Raw genomic sequence first — 23,117 nt, forward strand, 5'->3', positions numbered from 1 at the left:
TAACATTGATAATGGCGTTCAAGTAATATGAAAGATGGAATTTTGCTGGTTAATTTGGGGACACCAGAGCAACCAAGTGCGAAAGCAGTTAAAGCGTTTCTTAGTGAGTTTTTACACGACCATCGGGTAGTAGATATGTCTCGCTGGATCTGGTGTCCATTATTACATGGTGTCATTTTGCCAGTGCGCGCTCCCAAGGTGGCCAAACTTTATCAAAGTATCTGGTTCGAAGGTGGCTCTCCGCTACTCGTGTACAGCCAAAGACAAGCTAAGAAACTGACGGATTTGGTAGATGTTCCAGTTGCGCTAGGAATGACTTATGGCACGCCAAGTTTGCTTTCGGGTCTGACTCAACTTGTGGAGCAAGGGGTAGAAAAGATCACGGTGATTCCTCTGTACCCTCAATATTCAGGAACGACCACAGGCGCTGTTGAAGATGCATTAGAGAGAGCGGTGAAGCAACTCGCAGTGCGACCTGAATGTTGTTTGGTCAATAACTACCATGATCATCCACTCTACATTAAGGCCCTTGCCGGTAAAGTAAAAGAGTATTGGCAACAAAATGGGCAAGGGGATTACCTGTTGTGTTCATTTCATGGTATACCGCAGCGTTTTGCTGATAATGGGGATATTTACCCGCTACATTGTCAACGGACAACGGAACTTCTTGCGGCTGAGCTTGGTTTAACAGAGCAGCAGATGGGAATGAGTTATCAATCTCGTTTTGGTAAAGAAGAGTGGCTGAAACCCTATACTGACAAAACGTTACAAAAGTTGGCCGGAAATGGCACTAAAAGAGTCGATATCATGACGCCGGCATTTTCATCCGATTGCTTAGAAACGTTGGAAGAGATAGCCCAAGAGTGTAAAGAGATTTTTATTGAAGCGGGTGGAGAGAATTATCATTACATCCCTTGTTTAAATGATGATGATGCTCATATAAGCATGATGGAGCAACTGTTTGTAGAGTTGCGTTAGTCTTTTTGTTATTAGGTTGGGTTTAATCGGTTCGTAAGATTACGGTGAACGTACTTAATATGGATTTTGAGTAGTAATTACCATTTATCGAATAAATAAAAAAGGAGCCGCGTCTTTCGATGCGGCTCCTTTTTAGTATGGAGTGACTAATAGGTCTTAGTAAGAGTCGTTGTGAACGGTCTGTACTGCTCTACCTGATGGATCCGCCATGTTTTTAAAGGTCTCATCCCATTCAATCGCTTTAGCTGATGAGCAGGCGATAGAAGGGCCACCTGGAACACACTCTGCGGCTGATGGAAGTGGGAATAGCTCTTCAAAAATTTCACGATACATATAACCCTCTTTTGTGGTTGGGGTATTGTATGGGAAACGGTATTCTGCCGTGCTGAGTTGTTGATCAGACACTTTCTCTTCAGCTAACTCTTTAAGTGAATCAATCCAGCTGTAGCCTACACCATCAGAAAACTGCTCTTTTTGACGCCATGCGATAGATTCTGGTAGATAATGCTCAAAACACTCTCTTAATATGTGTTTTTCCATTTTGCCATTGCCACACATTTTTGCTTGAGGGTTAATGCGCATCGCGACATCGATAAACTCTTTGTCTAAGAATGGAACACGACCTTCTACGCCCCAAGCTGCAAGTGATTTATTCGCGCGAGCGCAGTCGAACATGTTAAGTGCTAGTAGCTTACGTACCAGCTCTTCATGCATCTCTTTAGCATTTGGTGCTTTGTGGAAATACAAGTAACCACCAAATATCTCATCGGCACCTTCACCAGAAAGAACCATTTTGATGCCCATGGCTTTAATTTTTCTGCCCATTAAGAACATCGGAGTTGATGCACGAATGGTGGTCACGTCATAAGTTTCAATGTGATAAATGACATCGCGAATGGCGTCTAAACCTTCTTGAACGGTATAGGTCATTTCGTGGTGAACCGTTCCAAGTTTATCGGCAACATCTCGTGCAGCAATAAGGTCTGGAGCGCCTTCTAACCCAATGGCAAATGAGTGCAATTGAGGCCACCAAGCGGTGGATTTTTCATCGTCTTCAATTCGCATTGCGGCAAATCGCTTAGCAACTGCGGATGTGATGGATGAGTCTAACCCACCTGAAAGCAATACACCGTATGGAACGTCGGTCATAAGCTGGCGCTTAACGGCCGCTTCTAGAGCTTCTGTAAGTTCCTCTTTAGATGCTTCGTTATCTTTAACGGCATCAAATTCCATCCAGTCGCGGGTATAGTAACGCGTAGGTTCTTCATTGGTTGATGAATAGAAGCTACCAGGAGGAAACTCGCTGATGGTTTTACACACAGAGACCAGCGCTTTCATTTCCGAAGCAACATAGTAATTGCCTTGGCTATCGCGTCCTTGATAAAGAGGCATGATTCCGATGTGGTCGCGGCCAACTAAATATTGATCTTTTTCTTCGTCATACAGAACAAAGGCGAAAATGCCATTAAGTTCTTCGAGTAATTTTTCACCCATATCTTGATAGAGGGCTAAAATAACTTCACAGTCAGAGTCCGTTTGGAAATCGTAGCTGTCTTGGTATCTTTCACGGATCTCTTTATGGTTATAAATTTCGCCATTTACCGCTAAAACTAACTTTTTATCAGGGCTATACAGAGGTTGCGCACCGCTATTCAATCCAACAATGGCTAAACGTTCATGAGCTAAGATTGCTCTTTTAGAAGCGTAGATACCTGACCAGTCTGGTCCGCGATGACGTAGTTTTTTAGACATTTCTAGCGCAATAGGTCGTAGCGCTGCATCGTCATGTTTTATGTCTAAAATACCAAATATTGAACACATATGTTTTTATTCCCTAATTAAATTCCGTTGTAGCAATAGAACAAATTTGCCATCGTCATTAAAAAAAGCAACCTTTTACGATAAAAAAAGTAATTAAAATGCCAATTAAAAAGATTTCATTTAATAAATCGGCTGAATAATGAATAAAATCCATAATCCGCTGCTTTTTTAGACGACTTTTTAATGTTGCTGTTTTTCTGTTATCTCAAATTGAGGTTGCAATTGATCACAGACGTGTCGAGCAAATCCGCTTCCTGCTTCGTTATATATGTTAAATGCCGCATCTACTCCCTCAATTAACAGCGAGTCGAGTTGATCTTGGTACTCTGCAATGGCGGCAATCTTCCCTTTATAGCCTTTTTTCTTAAGTTGTTGCAGCGCTAGCTGGTTTCCTAAATGGTGGGGCATAGCCAACAGTATCAGCTCTACTTTTCCTGTATCTAATATTCTTTCCCAGAAATCGGGGTCAGTGGCATCACCTTGAATAACAGAACGACCATTTTGTATGTGGCTTTGAACGGCATCTTGACGAACTTCAATACCAAGGTTAATCGGACCATGTCGATGAGTCAGCTCATCATATGCACCACTGCCAATTCGTCCCATTCCCAAAATCAGTACTTGAGCTTGACCCGGATTGATTCGCTTATCTAAGGCGTTCAGTTTTTCTGCTGACTGCTCTTTTAGCCAATTGGATGAGCGCTGATAAAGTCCATGACCAAATCTATTTAAAGGTGCCGCTAGAATAAATGATAAGGAAACCGCAATGGCTATAGAGACCAATAGATCGCCCGGTAACCAACCCATCTTAAACGCTAGACCGCCAACAATAAGGCCGAATTCGCTGTAGTTGAACAATGATAGACTGGCAAGAAAAGAGGTCCGTACTCGAAATTTAAAACCATTAAACACCAGATAGTAGAGAGCGCCTTTGATAGGTAATAACAGCAAAAAGAGCAGAGCGGTTATAAATCCCGACAGAGTAGGGTGTTCCGAAAGACCAATATTAAGGAAAAAACAGACCAGAAATAGCTCTTTAAGGTTGAAAAGAGCTTTAGATAGCTCAGACGATTTTTTATGTCCAGCTAGAATCATTCCAAGAATAAGGGCACCTAAGTCCGCTTTGACACCGACAAGTTCAAATAAACCTGCCCCCATAACCAGTGCGAAAAATATACCAAATATAACCAGCATTTCGCCATGGCCAACCCAAGTGAGAAACCGATAAAATAGCGGACGTAATAGTGGTAAGAGGAACAGAAAAATAGCGTACCATTCAGGCATTTTTCCTGTGGAAATGGTTAAAAAGACCACCGCAAAAATGTCCTGCATGACAAGAAAGCCGATGGCAATATTGCCGTAAATGGCATTCATTTCACCTTTTTCTTGTATGGTTTTTATGGCAAAGACAGTACTGGAGAAAGATAAGGCAAACGCTAAAAGTAGTAATTGGTCAAAGGCAAGCGCCGCGAAGCTGGATACTCCAACGACCTTTAATGCCATAAGGCAGGCCGTAAATAGAAGTGTGGAAAGTAGGTTATGTATGCTTGCCCCTGCCCATATCTCTTTTGACAGAAGCGTTTTGATATCTAACTTTAAGCCGATGGTAAATAGAAGCAGTGTGACACCCAGATCGGCGAGTAGCTCAATGGTGCTATTAGATTCAAAACCAAGAAAATTGAGAGCAAAACCAGCCACAAGAAAACCAACTAATGGAGGTAGTTGGCACTTTAATGCGATAAATCCTGAAATGAAAGCGGCTGATAATAAAATGATGTCCATACTTCTCCTTAAAATAAGAGGTGTTAGTTAACTGAGCTTACAGTGAGCCTGTATTCATGCAAAACTAACAGTACTAGACTATTGGAAAACTCTTATTCTTCAAGAAGTTTTTGTAACAAAACACCATTTAACATTGAACGTTTGATCATGGCAAATGCGCCGATGGTTGGTTTTCCTTCAAGTTCGGAGGCAACGATAGGCAAGTCAGTATGAAAGGTCGTTAAAGATTGCGTTTCGATATTACGTCTAATGGCAGGAAAAATCAGTTCTTGTGCGGCAGTGATATCACCAGCAATGATGATTTTCTGAGGATTGAATAAGTTGATAGTAATCGCTATAGCCTTACCCAACTTATTACCTACACGAACCAAGCTCTGTTTGGCTAACTCATCGCCATTTAAAGCGTGTTGGCAGACATGCTGCATCGTAAGTTCTTCAATATCAGCTAATGAGGAATCATAACCTTGAGCGAGCAAAAGTTTTATTCGCTCTAGAATCGCTGGATTTGATGCGACGGTTTCCAAGCATCCAAAGTTACCACATTGGCACTGTGTACCGAGTGGATCAATTTGGATATGGCCAATTTCCCCAACATTGCGGTTAGCTCCTAAGAACACTTGCCCATGTACAATTATTCCTGCTCCCGTTCCTCGGTGAACGCTGACCAGTATTGAATCGTTGCAATCACGGCTAGCTCCAAAGTAATGCTCTGCAAGTGCTTTACCGCGAATGTCATTACCAATGAAACAACTGACGTTAAAATTATCGGTAATCAGATCAGTTAAGGCAAAATTATCAATGTCAGTATTGGGAATGTAGTCTACGACACCGGTTTCTGGGTTCACTAAGCCGGGTAATACAACGCCAATAGCAATAAGTTGTTTTATTTTGCTCTGTTGGCTATCAATAAAATGCCGGATGTGAAGGAGTAAGCCTTGTTGAAGCTCTACCTGATTGGTGTATTTAAAGGCATTGGAGTCGCTTGCCAGTTCAACACCACCTAGATTGAATAAACTGAACTGGATATAATCGCGACCCAAGCGGATCGCGATAGAGTGAAAGGTTTCAACCTCTGTCGTCAGTGAAATTGCCCGACGGCCACCAGTGGAAGCTTGCTGCGCCACCTCTTTAATTAGGCCGCGCTTTATTAACTGTCGGGTTATTTTTGTGACACTGGCGGGAGCCAATTGGCTAACGTCTGCAACTTGTATTCGAGAAATTGGCCCTTGTTGGTCAATTAAGCGGTAAACAGCTGCGCTGTTAAGTTGCTTTACAAGATCTACGTTACCTATTTGTCCGCCATTCATATTTATGTTTGCTCGTATTGTCCGTTTACTATTGTCGCACAGACGTTGAAATCTCTATCAAATATGGTCAAGTTTGCAACCATACCTTGTTTTATCCTGCCGAGTTTATTGTCCAAGCCAATTGCGCGAGCTGGATATAATGTCGCCATTCTTAGAGCTTCATCTAGTGCGATGCCAACTTGTTGTACGGTATTTTCTACCGCTTCTATCATGGTAAGGGCTGAGCCTCCAAGTGTGCCGTTTTCATCAATGCACATACCATCTCGGTAATATACTTTCTTCCCAACAAAAATAAAGTGATCCATCTCTGCGCCCGCTGGAGCTGTGGCATCGGTCACTAATACCAACTTATCACCTTTTACTTTATGTGCGATTCGAATATTAGCGTAATGAACGTGGAAACCATCTGCGATAACACCCGCATATACATCAGGGGTGTCATAAATGGCGCCAATCACTCCGGGCTCCCGTCCAACCATTGGTGTCATTGCATTGAATAAGTGGGTTGCGAAACTGATGCCAGCTTCAAATCCCTTGCGTGCTTCTGCGTAGGTGGCATTGGTATGTCCAATAGAGACAATAATTCCTGCTTCTTTAAGTTGCTTGATATGAGCTGGATTATTCTGCTCTGGTGCCAGTGTGACTTTTTTAACGTATTGATTATTATCACAAATGTAATCAATCATCTCTTGTTCAGAGGCGCGAATAAAGTCAGGGTTATGAATGCCTTTTTTCATGACATTCAAATATGGCCCTTCAAGGTGTAAACCAAGAGATTGATGTTGATATTTTTCTTGGTATTGACGTTCTGTTTCAATGGCCTGACGCATGTTGTCATCAGATGACGTAATGAGTGTCGGCAAAAAGCTAGTGCAACCCGATTTTATATTGGTTTCATGCATGATTTGCAGTGTCTCAGGAGTAATGTCATCGTTAAACATCACACCACCACATCCATTGAGCTGTAAGTCTATAAAACCGGGGCTTAAGTTAGCTCCCTTGAGATCGACGCTCTTAATATCATTTGGCAATTGATCATTAGCAATGATGGAATGAATCGTATCACCCTCAATAATGACAGCGTGTCGATCAAGCACGTCACTACCGGTATAAATGGTACAGTTGGTTAGCGCATACATAGCAGGGAGCCCCATCTAATTACTTAAGATTACGGATATTTTCAGCTTCAAGTTCGCTGAAGTACTTAACGGTTTTCACTTTTAGTTCCTGCGTTGCAGGTTCATTGCAGACAATCACCGATTTTGCATGAAGCTGCAATGCTGACACAGTCCAAAGATGATTAACAGAACCTTCGACGGCTGCTTGCAGTGCTTGTGCTTTATTGTGGCCAGTAATCAAGATCATCACTTCTTTTGCTTCAAGTAGCGTACCGACACCGATAGTTAATGCGTATTTAGGAACTTGGCTTGTATCACCATCGAAAAAGCGTGAATTTGCTATGCGTGTGTCTTCAGTCAGTGTTTTGATACGAGTTCGTGAAGAGAGGGACGAAGCTGGCTCGTTAAATGCGATGTGACCATCGTTACCCACACCTCCCATAAAGAGATGAATTTGGCCGTAAGATTTAATTTTTTCTTCGTAACGTTGGCACTCGAGTTCGTGGTCGTCAGTGTTACCGTTAAGCAAGTTGATGTTTTTGTCTTGTATATCAACATGATCAAAGAAGTTTGAATACATAAAAGTGCGATATGATTCAGGGTGATCTGATGCAAGCCCTACATACTCATCCATGTTAAAAGTCACCACATGTTTGAAGCTTACTTCGCCTAGCTTATAAAGTTCAATAAGACGTTCATATGTCTTCAGTGGAGTGCCACCCGTTGGCAATCCGAGTACAAATGGACGCTCTTCAGTTGGCTTGAATGCATTGATACGATTAATAATATGTCTTGCTGACCAAAGGCTAACATCATAATCAGTAAGTAATGGAATGAGTCTCACGGTGGCACCTCAATAGTTCGATAATACGGTTAAAGTTTAATCCCGAAGGGTTGTTAATTCGAATCATAAAATAAGTTTTATGATCTCGCTAGCAAAATATCGCTTTTATGGCCAAAATGAGCGATATTGATCACACTATATGAGCTTTTAATTTGCGGGACGAAATTAATTACTTAAACTGAATATGACTAAATTGGAAGGCTAAAATAAGTCGGCCAAACAAAATTAAAATTCTATAGGGGGAATTTTACGGTGAATGTTCTCGGATATTTTCAAAAAGTAGGTAAGGCATTAATGGTGCCTGTTGCTACATTACCAGCAGCAGCAATATTAATGGGTATCGGTTACTGGATCGATCCAACCGGTTGGGGTGGTAACAATGCGTTGGCTGCGTTTTTAATTAAAGCGGGCGCGGCAATTATAGACAATATGTCTGTACTGTTTGCAATTGGTGTTGCATACGGTATGTCTAAAGATAAAGATGGTGCAGCAGCACTTGCTGGCTTTGTTGGCTACATGGTAATTACAACATTATGTAGTGCAGGTTCAGTCGGCGCTATTGGTCTTGTTGAATTAAATGAAGGTTCTACACTTGCTTTCAACAAAATTGGTAACCAATTTGTTGGTATTCTATCTGGTATTGTTGCGGCAGAACTGTACAACCGTTATTACCAAGTAGAGTTACACAAAGCACTAGCCTTCTTTAGCGGTAAACGTTTAGTACCCATTTTGACCTCATTTGCGGCTATCGTCATTTCATTTGTACTAATGTTTGTATGGCCTATTATTTTCAATGGTCTTATTTCTTTGGGTGAAGGTATTGTTGGACTTGGAGAAGTGGGGTCTGGTATCTATGGCTTCTTTAACCGTTTATTGATTCCTGTTGGTCTTCACCATGCACTAAACTCTGTGTTCTGGTTTGATATGGCTGGTATTAATGATTTGGGTAACTGGTGGACACCAAACGCTGTAGAAGCGGGTGTAGGTGTTGTTGGTGAAACAGGTCGTTATATGGCTGGTTTCTTCCCAATCATGATGTTTGGTCTACCGGGTGCAGCTTTGGCTATCTACCACACAGCTCGTCCTGAGAACAAAACACGCGTAGCTTCAATCATGATTGCGGCAGGTTTTGCATCATTCTTTACTGGTGTTACAGAGCCTCTAGAATTCTCGTTCATGTTCCTTGCTCCTATGCTGTATGTGTTACACGCCGTATTAACGGGTGTATCTCTATTTATTGCTGACATGATGAACTGGACGGCTGGTTTTGGATTCTCAGCAGGTTTAGTGGATATGGTGCTTTCTGCACAAAACCCACTAGCAAACAAGTGGTACATGCTGATTGTTCAAGGTTTTGTTTTCTTCGCAATCTACTACTTTGTGTTCCGCTGGGCGATTACAACCTTCAAGTTGAAAACACCAGGACGTGAAGATGATGATGTGGAAGATACAAGCAAATCTCACGGCAGCGAAAACTCTGCAGAGCTAGCAAAACAGTATCTAGAAGTACTAGGCGGTCACGCTAACCTACAAAATATCGATGCATGTATTACTCGTCTACGTTTAACAGTAAACGACATGGATATTATCGATGAAAGTAAGCTTAAAGCACTGGGTGCTATGGGTGTTGTTAAACTAGGTAATAACAACCTTCAAGTTATCCTTGGGCCGCTAGCAGAAATCATTGCAGGCGAGATGAAGAATCACGCAAGCTAACTCTGTTATTCCAAGTTTTGTAACTGGAATAGACGGTTTTTGACAATGCCTCCCGATTGGGAGGCATTTTTCGTTAATATCTAGCGAAAATCGTTAATTAATGCGTAGTTTTAGTTGTGTCTATAGTGAGAAATGTGGATCATTAGCAGTTCAAACTAAAAAAGGCGAAAATCTTAACTGTCGTCTATTTTGGTCACTATTTTTGACAATACTGAGGCGGGTGAATAACTCGCCCCCAACAACTAGAGGTGCTTAGATGAGTGAAGCTGAGGCTCGTCCATCGAATTTCATTCGCCAAATTATTGATAAAGATTTAGCGGATGGCAAACACACAAGTGTGCATACTCGATTTCCGCCGGAACCAAATGGTTACCTGCATATCGGGCACGCAAAATCTATCTGTTTGAACTTTGGTATTGCTCAGGACTATCAGGGACAGTGTAATCTTCGATTTGATGATACAAACCCTGAGAAAGAAGACATCGAATACGTTGAGTCGATTAAAAATGATGTGCATTGGTTGGGTTTTGAATGGTCAGATGATATTCGTTATTCATCGGACTATTTTGATACGCTTCATGGATATGCTGTTGAATTAATTACTAAAGGCTTAGCGTATGTTGATGAGCTAAGTCCAGAGCAGATCCGTGAGTATCGCGGTACTCTTAAAGAGCCTGGTAAAAACAGCCCTTATCGCGATCGTAGTGTAGAAGAGAACCTAGCGTTATTTGAAAAAATGCGTTTAGGGGAGTTTGCAGAAGGTACCATATGCCTTCGAGCGAAAGTCGATATGGCTTCACCATTTATGGTCATGCGTGATCCGGTAATTTACCGCGTGCGTTTTGCTCATCACCATCAGACCGGTGATAAATGGTGCATCTATCCTATGTACGATTTTACTCATTGTATTTCGGATGCTATTGAAGGAATAACGCACTCAATATGTACTCTTGAGTTTCAAGACAATCGACGTATTTACGATTGGATATTGGATCACATTGATATTGAGTGTCAGCCTCGCCAGTATGAATTTAGCCGACTAAATTTAGAATATACGGTGATGTCTAAACGTAAACTTAATACTTTGGTAACCGACCAGTTAGTTAATGGTTGGGATGATCCTCGTATGCCGACCATTTCTGGTTTACGTCGTCGCGGTTTTACACCAGCTTCAATTCGTGAATTTTGCCAACGTATTGGTGTGACAAAACAAGAAAACATGATTGAGTTTAGCTCGCTAGAATCTTGTATTCGTGATGACTTAAATGAAAATGCTCCTCGTGCGATGGCTGTGTTGGATCCGATTAAAGTTGTGATTGAAAACTTTGATGCAGAGAAAACCGAAACGTTATCGTTGGCGAATCACCCAAATAAGCCAGAGATGGGTAGCCGTGACGTTCCTTTTACTCGAGAAGTGTTGATTGAGAGAGACGACTTCCGCGAAGAAGCAAACAAGAAATACAAACGACTAGTTTTAGGTAAAGAAGTTCGTTTACGCGGAGCTTATGTGATTAAAGCAGAGCGTATTGAGAAAGATGCACAAGGTAACATTACAACTATTTACTGCAGTTATGATGCTGATACCCTTGGTAAGAATCCTGCGGATGGTCGGAAAGTGAAAGGGGTGATCCATTGGGTCTCTGCTAATTTAGGCTTACCAGCAGAAATACGTCTGTATGACCGTCTATTCACGGTTGAAAATCCAGCTGCCGCCGATGATTTTGCCGCGACTATTAATCCTGAGTCCTTAGTGGTACTTAATGGTGTGGTAGAGCCGAGTTTAGCTGTCGCGAAACCTGAAGATGGTTATCAGTTTGAGCGTACAGGCTATTTCTGTAGCGATGTTAAAGATTCTAAGCCTGATGCCTTGGTTTTTAACCGTACCGTTGGTTTACGTGATACATGGGCTAAAAAAGACCAGTAGACGTGACAATCTGTTGAAGAGTGCTCAAGCTGTATAAGCTTGGGCATTTTTTTTACTCGCGATAATTTTTAAAATGTAGTAGCTTGTTTTTTAAGCTCAGAATTATACTAATTTAACCTCGATTTTAGATAATTTAGAACAGTACTAATTTACATTACAAGGGATACAATAATGAGACTTATATTGGCCATTCTTTTGCCGTGGTTTCAGTTTTTTACCATAGGCCGACCTTTCGCTGGCATCATCTGCTTAGTGCTACAAATTACGTTAATTGGCTGGATACCTGCTGCTATTTGGTCTGTTTATGCATTAAGCCAATACAAGACAGATCAAAAAATTAATCGCGCGTTAGGTGGTGAGAAGTAGCGAATAATTCAGCTGACGCTACCGTTATAGCGCCAGAGTTAAACACCCACTAGTCTTATCTCTTGGGTGTTTTTTTATGCCGAATAATTGAAGGGGTTTTAAATTAGAATGCTGATTGAAACTGAACGACTAACAATGGCGCAGATAACTAACGATGACTGGCCTCTTTTTCTTCGTCTAAACACAGACCCAAGTATTATTTCACTCTGTTTCGATATTCCGAGTGAAAGTGAAATCAGAGCAAAGTTTCAATCACGTCTGCCTCTATGGAACTCGCTGTCCAACGAATGGCTCTGTTTAGTGATTCGGGAAAAAAACTCAGCAATGGCCGTTGGTATTACAGGCTTTTTCATTGATAACTCAGTAGCCGAGGTTGGCTATCTCTTATTACCTGAGTTTCATGGAAGGCAATATGGCACAGAATCATTGTCAGCGCTGATTGACAGGGCTTTAGCGCTAGATGACATTGTGAGTTTTCGAGCGGTTGTGACCGAAGGCAATATCGCTTCAGAACGAGTACTGCAAAAATGTGGCTTTACCCTGAGTCAGGTTATACCGCAAGCATACAGTATTGCGGGTAAACGGTATGATGACCGTATTTATTTAAAGGGATAAGTTGAAAGTAAACTAGCCTGTAACTACTTGAAAAATAACAAGCGTTGCCTCTTTGTCGGGTGACTGGCGTTACGGTTATCGCTCTTCTATATTAGGCTGACGGATAGGCATTATTAACCATGGTTTAAATGCATTTGAGGTGTTTACTATGTTTGGTCCCAAATGGGAGAAACGACAAATAGAAAAAAAGTTAGGTAGGAAATTGTAGTTATCGCAATGTGGCTGGTGTAAACCGAATATGAATAGTAAAAAACCAGCTGGTTAGCCAGCTGGTTTTTTTGCTTATCTAGTGATTAGCAACTCAGTAAACTGAACTCTCTACTTCTTGATGTGCGCAGACTTATCATCTTTACAGTTTCCTTCAAGACATTTGCCGTAAAGGTATAAACTATGATTGGTCAGTTCAATATTGTAAGAGAGAGCAATCTCTTTTTGACGTTGCTCAATGACATCGTCTGAAAACTCAATAACTTCGCCACAATCTAGACATACTAAATGATCATGATGATGCTGAGTGGACAATTCAAATACTGATTTACCGCCTTCAAAATGGTGACGGGTTACGATACCTGCATCGTCGAACTGATTCAGAACACGGTAAACCGTCGCTAAACCAATCTCTTCACCAAGGTCTATTAGTTTTTTATACAGCTCTTCGGCGCTGATGTGCTGACATGCTGGCTCTTGAAGTACTTCAAGAATTTTAAGACGTGGTAAGGTCACTTTAAGTCCAGCGTCTTTAAGCGCTTTATTATTATCTGTCATATCTCTTCCTGTAGATGAACTGCATAGTTAATGCGACAGTTACAATTGTCCCCATTATAGGTCAGCGTGCAATAACATTAAACCTCAAACTTCAAAGGGTTAATAATTAACATTTGAATATTTGCTCGAAATTTCGGATATTGTACTCTGGTAATAACATTTTGTTAACAGGGATAGTTATGAATAAGGGACTAGCGCGTATTTATCGACCGGGAATTGTGCGGTTTGCGCTTAATGCTTGGCCACCTTTTTGGGGAGCAGGGATTAAAATTGAAAGCATTAGTGAGGATTTTAGGAACGTAAGAGTACGGTTGAAACTACGCTGGTGGAACAAAAATGCGAATCGAACTCAGTTTGGCGGTAGTATTTTCTCTTTAACGGATCCCATATACGCATTGATGCTAATGGGTATTTTAGGTGAGAAGTACTTTGTTTGGGATAAAGAGGCGAGCATCAACTTTATTAAGCCGGGGTCGAGTGATCTTTATGCCGAATTTCAAATAAGTCAGAATGTACTGGATGATATCTTGACCAAAACCGCTACTGGTGAAAAGTGTTTTCCCGAATTTGTGATCTATGTAAAAGATCAGGATGACAATGTTATTTCAGAGGTACAGCGAAAACTGTATGTGAGAAAAAAGCCAAAATATAGAGAAATGGAAGAAAAAAGCGTTTCAGTTTAATGAAACGCTTTTGCCGTTACTTGTACAAAATAACCAGTAAGAATTTGAACAGCTGAGTTGGCAGACGTTAGTCTTCTAGCTCTGCCAAGCACATTTCTTCATGGATTTGGTTAACCCATGTAGTGACGCGCTCATTGGTGAGCTCTGGTTGACGGTCTTCATCGATACACAGCCCAACGAATGTGTTTTCGTCGACTAGCGCTTTTGACGCTTCAAACTCATAGCCTTCGGTTGGCCAGTGTCCAAGTACTGTGCCACCTTTTGTTTCAACGATGTCGCGAATGTTACCCATTGCGTCACAAAAATACTCTGCATAGTCTTCTTGATCACCACAGCCAAAGATCGCAACAAGCTTGGTAGAAAAATCAATATCTTCAAGCTCTGGGAAGAAGTCATCCCAGTCACATTGTGCTTCACCGTAATACCAAGTTGGGATACCTAAAATAAGCAGGTCAAAGTTATCAATATCTTGCTTGCTGCTTTTTGCAATATCCTGAACATGAACGAGCTTTTTACTAAGCTGTTTTTGAATCATCTTTGCTACGGCTTCTGTATTACCAGTATCGCTACCAAAGAAGAGACCTACACTTGCCATAAATGAATACCTATAATTTATTGTTGATGTTGGCGGAAGCATTGAGGTTTTAACCTAGCCCTGTGCCTTCCCAGCTAAGTTGAATAATGCCTTTGGCGATAAAGCCTGCACACCCCAAAAATAGAACAGACCAAACAACACGCTGACCAAATATAGGAACATTACCTTGCTTTAGAACGTCTTTTATTGCCATACCAATGAGAAAAAAGATGGCGGCAAATAATAGATCTAATCCGATAGATTCCAGTATATCGATGTAGTCGTAGAGCATGTCACTTCCTAATGCCATTTTCGTGCACGCACTATATCATTCTTAACATGTAAAGTTAATGATCTATTACCTTGGGCTGTGGATCTCGTTAAGGCAGTCTCTTTGGGCATTTTGGCATAGTAAACGATGATTATATAACTGTCGGATGTATACTCAAGTAACCTCAAGTTGCTTGTTCAGCGAGAATTTATTGGCAGCTGATCAAGGCTGTGATTTGAAGGCATAGTCATTCTACGGCAAGATTATATAGCCCTTTTCATCACTGTTTCTTAATAAAGCGCCTTATAGCGCGTAATACTTCTTGAGGTTTCTCTGCGTGTAACCAGTGTCCAGTATTGGCGATAACATGAGCTTTAGCATTGGGAAATTGGCTTTGAATGTCTTTCTGGTACTGTGTGGTAATGTAATCAGAGTCTGCTCCTTTTAAGAACAAAGTATTAACATCACAAGGTGGGTTTTCTGTCCAGCCAAGAATATTCCAATAGTTTTCTAGAATAGAGTCGACATTAAAACGCCATACTAGCTTGCCTTCTTTTTTGAACAAAGATTTGCTAAGAAACTGTCTAACACCTTCCATTTCGATATGCTGGGCTAGTAGCGCTAAAGCTGAGCTACGATCCGCTGGCGGCGTATTAATAACCGCTTGTAAACCATCAAAGACGTTATCATGTTTTCGGCGTGTATAGGCCACCGGAGCCATATCCATAACAATGAGCTTATTGATCAGTTCACAATGGTCAGCGGCCAATTTCATAGCAACCTTTCCGCCCATAGAGTGACCAATTAACGTTACCTTACTCAAGTTCAACGATACAAGCAGCCTATAGACATCATTGGCCATTTCTGCGTAGCTGTGACTTTCGCTATGGAAGGATTGGCCGTGATTTCGGAGGTCAATACTTAAAACTTGGTGATCGTCGACAAGATCTCGAGCAAGCAGACCTAAATTATCTAGGTTTCCAAACAGTCCGTGTAATAAGACGATGCTATCGCCGCTACCTTGCAGTTTGTAGTTAAGTTGCTGGCTGTCAGGTTGGTTATTGTCTGGCTGAATATGGTTAAACTGATTATGCATAATAGGTATTTTATTGAAGTTTTAAAAGAATGTTATACTCAAGGAGCCTGTTCAGCGAGCATTAATTGGCTTTTGATCAAGGCACTGATTTGAAGGCATAGTCATTCTACGGCAAGGATCAGTCGCACAGAGCAGAAGCCAATAAAACTCGACCCTTGAGGTCACTTGAGTATAGTGTCGGCTTAGTACTCAAGCAAATTGAATATAGCATCTTGAAGTTACTTGGGTATAATTATCAAGATATTAAAACAGTGAGATTGTGAAAAGCGAATGAAAACGATTGAAGTTGATGAAGATCTTTACCGTTATATAGCGGGCCAAACCGAACATATTGGTGAAAGTGCGTCGGATATCCTTCGACGTCTATTGCATGTAGATGGTACAGAGCCTGCTGCCCAAATCACTGAACCGGAAGTTGAAGAACAAACAACAACGGCGATTGAGAGCCAACCTGTAGGAATCGTGGTCAGCAAAGATGCAGGAAATGAAGAGAAAGTAGATGGCATTAAAGTGATGCGCTCACTCCTTATCTCTGATGAATTTGCTGCAAGCAATAAAGCGATCGACCGTTTTATGCTTGTTCTATCGTCGCTGTATCAAATTGATAAGCCGAGCTTTGCCGAAGCTACTCAGGTAAAAGGTAGAACACGAGTCTATTTTGCAGACAATGAAAATGTCCTACTTGCTAGCGGTAAAACCACCAAACCACGAGCGATACCAGCAACCCCATTTTGGGTAATTACCAATAACAACACCAATCGTAAACGTCAAATGGTTGACCAACTAATGACAAGAATGGGGTTCCAAGCTGATTTGATCGAAAAAGTGTGCAGTTCCATATAGTTTTTAGACGGCAGTGTAGTTTTATATGAGATTTAAGCCTCATAATGATGTAGTTCCTCAAACGTCGTTATGAGGCTTTTTTAGTTTTTATTTTTTTGTTTTAAAGGATTATTCGTATGGCAATACACGCTCGCGCAGGGCAAAAAGCTCAGCAAGAAGATTTACATAATATTCCCGCATTAGTGGCAAATTATTTTTTATTGCAACCTGATCCGAGTAACACTGCTCATAAGGTTCAATTTGGAACTTCTGGTCATAGAGGAACAGCAGATAAGTCGACATTTAATGAGAACCATATTTTGGCCATTGCCCAAGCCGTTGCTGAGGTACGACAAAGTAAAGGTACGACAGGTCCGCTGTTTGTAGGTAAAGATACCCATGCACTTTCTGAAGCTGCTATTTTTACCGCCATTGAGGTGTTAATTGCCAACGGAGTACAAGTGATTGTCCAGCAAGATAATGGCTATACTCCGACACCAGGTATTTCTCACGCTATTTTGACGCATAACCTTAAGCAACAAGAAAAAGCGGACGGTATTGTCATTACGCCTTCTCATAACCCACCTCAAGACGGTGGCATTAAGTACAATCCGCCTCATGGTGGCCCAGCAGAAGGTGAGTTAACGAAAGCGATTGAAGATCGTGCTAATCAACTGATTGCCGCTGGTTTAGAAGGTGTTAAACGTATGCCGCTAGCAGAAGCACAAGCAAGTGAGCTGTTGCTGCAAGTGGATTTGGTTAAGCCATACATTGATGATTTGGTCAATGTCATTGATATGGAAGCGATCCAGAAAGCGAATTTAAAAATAGGTGTCGATCCACTTGGCGGATCTGGTATCGACTACTGGCGTCAGATAGCGGAAACATATCAGTTGGATCTTACTTTGGTGAATGAAGCGATTGATCCTTCTTTCCAATTTATGTCATTGGATAAAGATGGTGTGGTTCGAATGGACTGCTCATCACCTTATGCGATGGCGGGGCTATTGGCTCTAAAAGACGATTATGATTTGGCTTTTGGTAATGACCCTGATTATGATCGCCATGGCATTGTCACACCTAAAGGCCTAATGAATCCAAACCATTATCTGGCGGTTTGTATTGATTATTTATACCGTCACCGTGAAGGTTGGGGTAAAGAGGTCGCTGTTGGTAAAACTTTGGTGTCTAGCGCACTGATTGACCGTGTGGTAGCTGATCTTGGCCGTGAACTGTGCGAAGTACCTGTTGGTTTTAAATGGTTTGTTGATGGATTGTATGACGGTTCATTCGGTTTTGGTGGTGAAGAGAGTGCCGGCGCTTCGTTCTTACGTAAAGATGGCACCTCATGGGCGACCGATAAAGATGGTATTCTTTTGTGTTTACTTGCTGCGGAAATAACGGCAGTAACAGGGAAGAATCCTCAACAGTACTATGAAGAGCTGGCCGCGAAACATGGCGAGTCCGCCTATAACCGTATACAAGCGGTAGCAAATCCTGAACAAAAGGCGGTGCTAGCGAAAATGTCACCAGACATGGTTTCTGCTGAGTTACTCGCAGGGGAGCCAATTACGGCTCGCTTAACTAATGCTCCAGGAAACGGTGCAGCAATTGGTGGTTTGAAGGTAACCACTGAAAATGGTTGGTTTGCTGCTCGTCCATCAGGTACTGAAGATATTTATAAGATTTATTGTGAGAGCTTTAAAGGTGAAGAACATCTAAAAGCGATAGAAAAAGAAGCACAAGAAATCGTAAATCAAGTGTTTGCTGACGCGGGTTTATAATATTACGGTGTTGAAAAAATAAGAGGGTTTAGTAGTAAACCCTCTTATTTACTTCGATAACCTAACTAAGGTCTCGCAATATGATCGGTGTCGCACTTACTTGCTGTGCAGTGTACGAAACATATCGCATAGAACTTTTGTGTTTGGTTCCTTGTGGTGCTTTGTTTACCTGTAGCCATATTGTAATATGTAAATGTTCCATTGGTAGTACCACCCCCATCCCAACGTACAGCTGCTGACCAATATGGTTTATCGGTTGGCCAGCCTAAATTAGAAACATCTCCATACTTATCAAAAATCGCTTCAAACACTTCATTAACCGGTATTTGCCAGCCTAGATTATTGCCATTGTATTTCATGTCCTCTAAATTCGTTTGACAATACCATGCCGCTGGTCCTGAATATGCTGATGACAAATACGCACTGCCATCATGTCTCATAAAGAGTGGCCATTTTTTGTCATTCTCGTCATATGAGCCACTATTATATCGTGGGCTTTTTGCTTGATTTATCCCTTCATTATATTCATCCAGTGTTTGTGGGAATGAAAACCACATTGGTATATCTCTAACAAAGACTACATGCTCTGGTTTTGGCGTTGGTTTTTTTGGATCTGTACCATCAGCAATTTCTTGACTGTCTGAAATACCATCGCCGTCAGTATCCACAAATGGGCTATTGGTTTTTTTCGGATCGGTGCCATTGGTCACTTCGTCACCATCGTTAATGCCATCACCATCGGTATCGGGGTTGTTAGGGTCAGTGCCATCAATGTGCTCTTTGCCATTTGAGATGCCGTCGCCATCGTCGTCCTTGTCGCCGTTAATGACGGGGTCGTTGGGATCTTTGGGGTCGGTGCCGATCACGGTCTCTTTGCCATTGGTGATACCGTCGCCATCGGTGTCCTTGTTGCCGTCAGTGATAGGGTCATTGGGATCTTTCGGGTCGGTGCCGATCACGCTTTCTTTACCATTGGTGATGCCGTCGCCATCGGTGTCCTTGTTGCCGTTAATGATAGGGTCATTGGGATCTTTCGGGTCGGTGCCGGTCGGTGCCATTGGTGGCTTCATCGCCATCGCTAATACCGTCGCCATCGGTGTCAGGATTGTTAGGGTCAGTGCCATCAATGTGCTCTTTGCCATTTGGGATACCATCGCCATCGTTGTCCTTGTCACCGTTAATGACGGGGTCGTTGGGATCATTGGGGTCAGTGCCATCAATATGCTCTTTACCATTGGTGATGCCATCGCCATCGGTGTCCTTGTCGCCGTTAATGATGGGGTCATTGGGATCTTTCGGATCGGTGCCATTGGTCACTTCGTCACCATCGTTAATACCATCACCGTCACTATCAGTGTTGGGGACTCTGCCAGATTTATCACTTGAAACAGATATTAGCGGATTGGTAGAGTCATTTTTACAACCAACGATGCTGAACATACACAATACAAGTAGAATTGTTCTTATAATCATAATGAATACCTCTTACATTAAAGGCTAAACGAAGGAGATATCAGCTCTACTCGTCGATTTAACATGCGTCCTTCAGCGGTACGATTACTGGCTTTTGGCCAATGCTCACCTTTACCTGTGATGGTGAGACGATCCTTGTTTATTCCTTGATATTTTAGATAGTTAGCAACACTTCTTGCTCGCGATATAGACAGTGTCATATTGGATTCGGCAGTACCGATGTTGTCAGTGTGACCAATAATTTCCAGAGTAGATTGCGGATATTTTTTGAGTCTTAGTAAAATGTTTTGTAACCGAGACTTCATAAAATCTGTTAGTTGATGGCTTCCGCTCTTAAACATGACAAGATCATTTGTTTCCGAACTAATGATCTCTTTGTATTCTTTTATAAAAATGCGTTCATGTTCAGGTTCAACTAAGAGGTTAGGTTGTGAAATGGCTGGAATACTTTCTGACTGATTAAAGAAGTAATTGAGGCCAAGTGTGAATAAGTGCATATCGGATTCGCCCACATACTTGATATCATCTGCCCATTGATATTCAGCATTGATTGATAACGAAGGGGTAAAAAAATATTCTCCTCCTAATGAAAGAAGCGGAGAGGCTCCTGATTTTTCATCGGTATTTTGTGCTTTCCAAAGCAAACCGCCTGCCTTGCCATAAACAAATGCTTGTTCTTGTTCTGTAAGCGGAAGCTTCTTACGTATCGAAATTTCTACACCATTGATAGCAACATCAATGGTGCGATCGGTGAACGTTGCTGTAGGAGAACCTAAATCGTGATAGGCACTTTCTATGGCAAAGTTGTAAGGTAATGTGTAGCCAGCCAACAGCTTGTAAACGGCGGTACTTTCTTTACAACTTGTCGAGGTGTTGCTGCAAGTGCTGCTGTATGTCGAAACTCCGATACCTGCGCCGATATACGGTTCTGAGTTCGCAGTGCTGTTGTAGGCTAGCGTTATAACCATAAAGAGCATATTTCGAAGGCAATTTATATACTTCGTAGCTGTCATAGAAGAATCAACCTTAAATTCTTTTGTTTTCTGGGATTAAATGTAAATATTTTATCTACTTAAATTTCTTGGATTAATTGGTTGTGTTATTTTTATGGGAGGATATGTCTTCTTTGTTTGTGTAAGTAATAAGATTTTTCTTATTTATTTTCTGAGTCTAAATTTAGCTATCTACCATTTTTTCAAACGAAAATGTTTTAACTTATTGATTTGTGAGGAATTTTAGAGATGTTGGGCAAGGGGTGTTTATTAGGTTAAATATGATATTAATGGTGGTTGTACTGAAGGTTGTGTGTTCTAACGTTTTCTTTTTTCTAGTTTTTTTTAAATTTTCTTCTTTGAAGTAATTGTGTTTATGTTTGAATATAATTTAAGATGGAATGTCATTCTTTTTTTTGTTTCTAAATGTTTTTATAAGGTGCAAGCTGGCTGTTAAATTACTATTGAGCATTTTATATGTTATGCCACTTCTTTTTTAATTAAAATCAAACTATTTCAAAATGCAGAACTTAAAACGATAGCAATGTGTATAGTTCAAAAAGAGAGTGGGAGGAATGACTAACCCTTTTAAGGTTGTTTAATTTGAGGCCAGTTATCCGGAACAATCATCCAAAATTGCCCTGTTTGATCTTGGCAGTGTACGGTATATTGCAATGGATTATTTGGCAGAATATAGCGTTCGGCTTGGCCAACGTTTCCTGCAATCCAGTTAATTTTATCTAATCGATAAAGGGGCTCTGTTATCTGTTTCCACTGGTGTTGATAACACCAAAGGCCAGTAATGGAGTGGTGGTTGATGCGGTGTCCTAAGCAGTGCTGAGGAAGGCTGTTTTGTTCAAATGGATTGATATAAAGCCGGCCTTGCATAAATAGATGTGAAGTGATGTTGCTAATATAAGGATATCGCTGCTTAAATGTGTCTGTTGCTGACATCGCTAACTGATGATTCAGCATATGGTTCAGTTTTAGATCTAGCCGATCACGGCTATCTGGACCATACCAATGATCATCGTGTAGAAGATAAAATTTAATGGCAACTTCCCAATGCTGATAGTTACTCTGGTGCTGTACGATAAAATCAATGGCACCTAAGGTTCTTCTATTGGCGATTAGCTGAATCTCTTCCGCCACAACTTGATACTGTTCTGATTGTTCGAATAACTGTTTACACAGGGCTTGGTAGACAAACCCTAGGCGTTTATTGCCAGAGTAATTGACGACAAAATCAACGGAGTGGTCACTAAAAGGGTTACTTGCTATTGGTAATTGATCGGGGCATAAAATAGTTTGCTGTTGAGTAATCCAACGAGCGGCTTTTTCTAGTGATGCCTGCATGACCGATTTCCTGTAATATTCTCAATTAACGCTTGTTAATAAACGGTATAACACAATATGAACCACTTGCAATTAGAGTTACTGTTAAATAAAAAATTGTCTCCTGAGTTAATTAAGGATTATTGCCCAAATGGACTTCAGGTAGAAGGGCGACAAGAAGTGTTAAAAATGGTTACCGGAGTAACGGCATCGCAAGCACTTATTGATAAAGCCATTGAGTTAAAAGCCGATGCTTTGCTTGTTCATCATGGTTATTTTTGGAAAGGTGAACCAGAAGCCATTCGCGGAATGAAAGGCTCGAGAATAAAAGCACTGATTCACAATGACATCAACTTGTACGCGTATCATTTACCATTAGATGTACACCCTGAGTTGGGTAACAATGCTAAGTTAGCCAGTTTGTTGGGTATTGAAATAACGGGTGGCTTAGAGCCATCACCTCAGTCTGTTGCTCTGCATGGAGAGCTAGCCCATAGTATGTCTGGTACTGAGTTGGCTGAGAAAATTGCATCGGTATTAAATCGAGAACCATTACATATCGCACCGGATATGGATAAGCCAATCAAAACAGTGGGTTGGTGTACAGGTGGTGGACAAGATTATATTGAGCTTGCGGCTGCCAGAGGGTTAGACGCATTTATTTCGGGAGAGATTTCCGAGCGAACAACATACTCTGCAAGGGAGCAAGGTATTCACTACTTTAGTGCAGGGCACCATGCTACTGAGCGATATGGTGTAAAAGCGCTAGGAGAGTGGTTAGCGGAAGAACATGGCTTAGATGTTCAGTTTATTGATATCGATAATCCAGTATAGTGACTCTTATTAACTGA

Annotated in this window: 23 protein-coding genes; 10 read left to right on the forward strand and 13 right to left on the reverse strand. The window is 41.4% G+C overall.

The window, feature by feature from the left end:
• Positions 1 to 27 precede the first annotated feature (27 nt).
• The gene (hemH, locus tag F0227_RS16070; protein ID WP_171754260.1) at positions 28 to 978 is read left to right on the forward strand and encodes a ferrochelatase; all 951 of its coding nucleotides are present in this window, start codon (positions 28 to 30) and stop codon (positions 976 to 978) included.
• Between the two features lie 156 nt (positions 979 to 1,134).
• Here the strand turns inward: hemH and asnB are convergent, their stop codons facing one another.
• From asnB to nagB, 5 genes are all read right to left on the reverse strand, one after another.
• Entirely contained in the window at positions 1,135 to 2,799 is a 1,665-nt protein-coding gene (gene asnB / locus F0227_RS16075; protein WP_171754261.1) for an asparagine synthase B, read from the reverse strand.
• Between the two features lie 180 nt (positions 2,800 to 2,979).
• A complete protein-coding gene (locus F0227_RS16080; RefSeq protein WP_171754262.1) occupies positions 2,980 to 4,581 on the reverse strand; it encodes a cation:proton antiporter family protein in 1,602 nt (533 codons plus the stop codon).
• A gap of 92 nt (positions 4,582 to 4,673) precedes the next feature.
• Complete coding sequence (locus F0227_RS16085) at positions 4,674 to 5,888, reverse strand: ROK family protein (protein ID WP_171754263.1); 1,215 nt, start codon at positions 5,886 to 5,888, stop codon at positions 4,674 to 4,676.
• A gap of 2 nt (positions 5,889 to 5,890) precedes the next feature.
• Positions 5,891 to 7,027 (reverse strand): N-acetylglucosamine-6-phosphate deacetylase, encoded by a 1,137-nt coding sequence (nagA, locus tag F0227_RS16090; RefSeq protein WP_171754331.1) that lies wholly within the window; start codon positions 7,025 to 7,027, stop codon positions 5,891 to 5,893.
• Between the two features lie 19 nt (positions 7,028 to 7,046).
• Positions 7,047 to 7,850, reverse strand: coding sequence for a glucosamine-6-phosphate deaminase (gene nagB / locus F0227_RS16095; RefSeq protein WP_171754264.1), 804 nt, complete (start codon positions 7,848 to 7,850; stop codon positions 7,047 to 7,049).
• A 252-nt stretch (positions 7,851 to 8,102) separates the two neighbouring features.
• On the opposite strand from nagB, the gene nagE reads away from it, so the two are divergent.
• The 5 genes from nagE (at position 8,103) to F0227_RS21985 (ending at position 12,679) form a co-directional block, all read left to right on the forward strand.
• The gene (gene nagE / locus F0227_RS16100) at positions 8,103 to 9,566 is read left to right on the forward strand and encodes an N-acetylglucosamine-specific PTS transporter subunit IIBC (RefSeq protein WP_171754265.1); all 1,464 of its coding nucleotides are present in this window, start codon (positions 8,103 to 8,105) and stop codon (positions 9,564 to 9,566) included.
• 256 nt (positions 9,567 to 9,822) lie between these two features.
• Entirely contained in the window at positions 9,823 to 11,490 is a 1,668-nt protein-coding gene (gene glnS / locus F0227_RS16105) for a glutamine--tRNA ligase (protein WP_171754266.1), read from the forward strand.
• 171 nt (positions 11,491 to 11,661) lie between these two features.
• Positions 11,662 to 11,856, forward strand: a complete 195-nt coding sequence (locus F0227_RS16110) for a YqaE/Pmp3 family membrane protein (RefSeq protein ID WP_171754267.1) — start codon at positions 11,662 to 11,664, stop codon at positions 11,854 to 11,856.
• Positions 11,857 to 11,964: 108 nt separating this feature from the next.
• Positions 11,965 to 12,471 (forward strand): GNAT family N-acetyltransferase, encoded by a 507-nt coding sequence (locus F0227_RS16115; RefSeq protein ID WP_171754268.1) that lies wholly within the window; start codon positions 11,965 to 11,967, stop codon positions 12,469 to 12,471.
• Positions 12,472 to 12,583: 112 nt separating this feature from the next.
• On the forward strand, positions 12,584 to 12,679 hold the full coding sequence (locus F0227_RS21985; RefSeq protein ID WP_345775811.1) for a hypothetical protein: 96 nt from the start codon (positions 12,584 to 12,586) through the stop codon (positions 12,677 to 12,679).
• Between the two features lie 110 nt (positions 12,680 to 12,789).
• On the opposite strand, the gene fur is transcribed toward F0227_RS21985, so the two are convergent.
• A complete protein-coding gene (fur, locus tag F0227_RS16125; RefSeq protein WP_171754269.1) occupies positions 12,790 to 13,236 on the reverse strand; it encodes a ferric iron uptake transcriptional regulator in 447 nt (148 codons plus the stop codon).
• Positions 13,237 to 13,415: 179 nt separating this feature from the next.
• On the opposite strand from fur, the gene F0227_RS16130 reads away from it, so the two are divergent.
• Positions 13,416 to 13,919, forward strand: a complete 504-nt coding sequence (locus tag F0227_RS16130) for a DUF4442 domain-containing protein (protein WP_171754270.1) — start codon at positions 13,416 to 13,418, stop codon at positions 13,917 to 13,919.
• A gap of 67 nt (positions 13,920 to 13,986) precedes the next feature.
• On the opposite strand, the gene fldA is transcribed toward F0227_RS16130, so the two are convergent.
• The 3 genes from fldA to F0227_RS16145 all read right to left on the reverse strand — a co-directional run bounded on the left by fldA (position 13,987) and on the right by F0227_RS16145 (position 15,860).
• Positions 13,987 to 14,514: a flavodoxin FldA gene (gene fldA / locus F0227_RS16135; RefSeq protein WP_171754271.1), complete on the reverse strand. Its 528-nt coding sequence runs from the start codon at positions 14,512 to 14,514 to the stop codon at positions 13,987 to 13,989.
• 49 nt (positions 14,515 to 14,563) lie between these two features.
• Positions 14,564 to 14,785, reverse strand: a complete 222-nt coding sequence (locus tag F0227_RS16140) for a DUF2788 domain-containing protein (protein WP_171754332.1) — start codon at positions 14,783 to 14,785, stop codon at positions 14,564 to 14,566.
• 259 nt (positions 14,786 to 15,044) lie between these two features.
• Positions 15,045 to 15,860, reverse strand: coding sequence for an alpha/beta fold hydrolase (locus F0227_RS16145; protein ID WP_171754272.1), 816 nt, complete (start codon positions 15,858 to 15,860; stop codon positions 15,045 to 15,047).
• Positions 15,861 to 16,130: 270 nt separating this feature from the next.
• Between F0227_RS16145 and seqA the strand changes: the two genes are divergently transcribed.
• Positions 16,131 to 16,703: a replication initiation negative regulator SeqA gene (gene seqA, locus F0227_RS16150; protein ID WP_171754273.1), complete on the forward strand. Its 573-nt coding sequence runs from the start codon at positions 16,131 to 16,133 to the stop codon at positions 16,701 to 16,703.
• Positions 16,704 to 16,819: 116 nt separating this feature from the next.
• Entirely contained in the window at positions 16,820 to 18,466 is a 1,647-nt protein-coding gene (pgm, locus tag F0227_RS16155) for a phosphoglucomutase (alpha-D-glucose-1,6-bisphosphate-dependent) (protein WP_171754274.1), read from the forward strand.
• 65 nt (positions 18,467 to 18,531) lie between these two features.
• Here pgm and F0227_RS16160 read toward each other — a convergent pair whose 3' ends face one another.
• From F0227_RS16160 to F0227_RS16175, 4 genes are all read right to left on the reverse strand, one after another.
• Positions 18,532 to 19,590: a hypothetical protein gene (locus tag F0227_RS16160; protein WP_171754275.1), complete on the reverse strand. Its 1,059-nt coding sequence runs from the start codon at positions 19,588 to 19,590 to the stop codon at positions 18,532 to 18,534.
• Positions 19,487 to 19,939 carry a hypothetical protein gene (locus F0227_RS16165; protein WP_171754276.1) on the reverse strand — a complete coding sequence of 151 codons (453 nt, stop codon included), beginning with the start codon at positions 19,937 to 19,939 and terminating at the stop codon, positions 19,487 to 19,489. Before F0227_RS16165 ends, F0227_RS16160 begins: the two co-directional genes overlap by 104 nt.
• Positions 19,940 to 19,956: 17 nt before the next feature.
• Entirely contained in the window at positions 19,957 to 20,907 is a 951-nt protein-coding gene (locus tag F0227_RS16170) for an OmpA family protein (protein ID WP_171754277.1), read from the reverse strand.
• A 612-nt stretch (positions 20,908 to 21,519) separates the two neighbouring features.
• Positions 21,520 to 22,287, reverse strand: coding sequence for a DUF1853 family protein (locus F0227_RS16175; RefSeq protein WP_171754278.1), 768 nt, complete (start codon positions 22,285 to 22,287; stop codon positions 21,520 to 21,522).
• Positions 22,288 to 22,344: 57 nt separating this feature from the next.
• Between F0227_RS16175 and F0227_RS16180 the strand changes: the two genes are divergently transcribed.
• Positions 22,345 to 23,100, forward strand: coding sequence for a Nif3-like dinuclear metal center hexameric protein (locus tag F0227_RS16180; RefSeq protein WP_171754279.1), 756 nt, complete (start codon positions 22,345 to 22,347; stop codon positions 23,098 to 23,100).
• Positions 23,101 to 23,117 lie beyond the last annotated feature (17 nt).

Origin of the sequence: Vibrio sp. 99-8-1 (genome assembly GCF_013114595.1) — a bacterium.
Lineage (GTDB): Bacteria > Pseudomonadota > Gammaproteobacteria > Enterobacterales > Vibrionaceae > Vibrio.

Bases quoted from the DNA above. Each gene is read 5' to 3' on its own strand.
- asnB (WP_171754261.1), bottom strand. From the start codon at position 2,799: ATGTGTTCAATATTTGGTATTTTAGACATAAAACATGACGATGCAGCG.
- F0227_RS16180 (WP_171754279.1), top strand. From the start codon at position 22,345: ATGAACCACTTGCAATTAGAGTTACTGTTAAATAAAAAATTGTCTCCT.
- F0227_RS16160 (WP_171754275.1), bottom strand. From the start codon at position 19,590: ATGGCACTGACCCTAACAATCCTGACACCGATGGCGACGGTATTAGCG.
- nagA (WP_171754331.1), bottom strand. From the start codon at position 7,027: ATGTATGCGCTAACCAACTGTACCATTTATACCGGTAGTGACGTGCTT.
- F0227_RS16080 (WP_171754262.1), bottom strand. From the start codon at position 4,581: ATGGACATCATTTTATTATCAGCCGCTTTCATTTCAGGATTTATCGCA.
- F0227_RS16110 (WP_171754267.1), top strand. From the start codon at position 11,662: ATGAGACTTATATTGGCCATTCTTTTGCCGTGGTTTCAGTTTTTTACC.
- F0227_RS16140 (WP_171754332.1), bottom strand. From the start codon at position 14,785: ATGCTCTACGACTACATCGATATACTGGAATCTATCGGATTAGATCTA.
- glnS (WP_171754266.1), top strand. From the start codon at position 9,823: ATGAGTGAAGCTGAGGCTCGTCCATCGAATTTCATTCGCCAAATTATT.
- F0227_RS16130 (WP_171754270.1), top strand. From the start codon at position 13,416: ATGAATAAGGGACTAGCGCGTATTTATCGACCGGGAATTGTGCGGTTT.
- seqA (WP_171754273.1), top strand. From the start codon at position 16,131: ATGAAAACGATTGAAGTTGATGAAGATCTTTACCGTTATATAGCGGGC.
- hemH (WP_171754260.1), top strand. From the start codon at position 28: ATGAAAGATGGAATTTTGCTGGTTAATTTGGGGACACCAGAGCAACCA.
- F0227_RS16165 (WP_171754276.1), bottom strand. From the start codon at position 19,939: ATGATTATAAGAACAATTCTACTTGTATTGTGTATGTTCAGCATCGTT.
- F0227_RS16115 (WP_171754268.1), top strand. From the start codon at position 11,965: ATGCTGATTGAAACTGAACGACTAACAATGGCGCAGATAACTAACGAT.
- fldA (WP_171754271.1), bottom strand. From the start codon at position 14,514: ATGGCAAGTGTAGGTCTCTTCTTTGGTAGCGATACTGGTAATACAGAA.
- fur (WP_171754269.1), bottom strand. From the start codon at position 13,236: ATGACAGATAATAATAAAGCGCTTAAAGACGCTGGACTTAAAGTGACC.
- F0227_RS16085 (WP_171754263.1), bottom strand. From the start codon at position 5,888: ATGAATGGCGGACAAATAGGTAACGTAGATCTTGTAAAGCAACTTAAC.
- F0227_RS16170 (WP_171754277.1), bottom strand. From the start codon at position 20,907: ATGGTTATAACGCTAGCCTACAACAGCACTGCGAACTCAGAACCGTAT.
- F0227_RS16175 (WP_171754278.1), bottom strand. From the start codon at position 22,287: ATGCAGGCATCACTAGAAAAAGCCGCTCGTTGGATTACTCAACAGCAA.
- F0227_RS16145 (WP_171754272.1), bottom strand. From the start codon at position 15,860: ATGCATAATCAGTTTAACCATATTCAGCCAGACAATAACCAACCTGAC.
- pgm (WP_171754274.1), top strand. From the start codon at position 16,820: ATGGCAATACACGCTCGCGCAGGGCAAAAAGCTCAGCAAGAAGATTTA.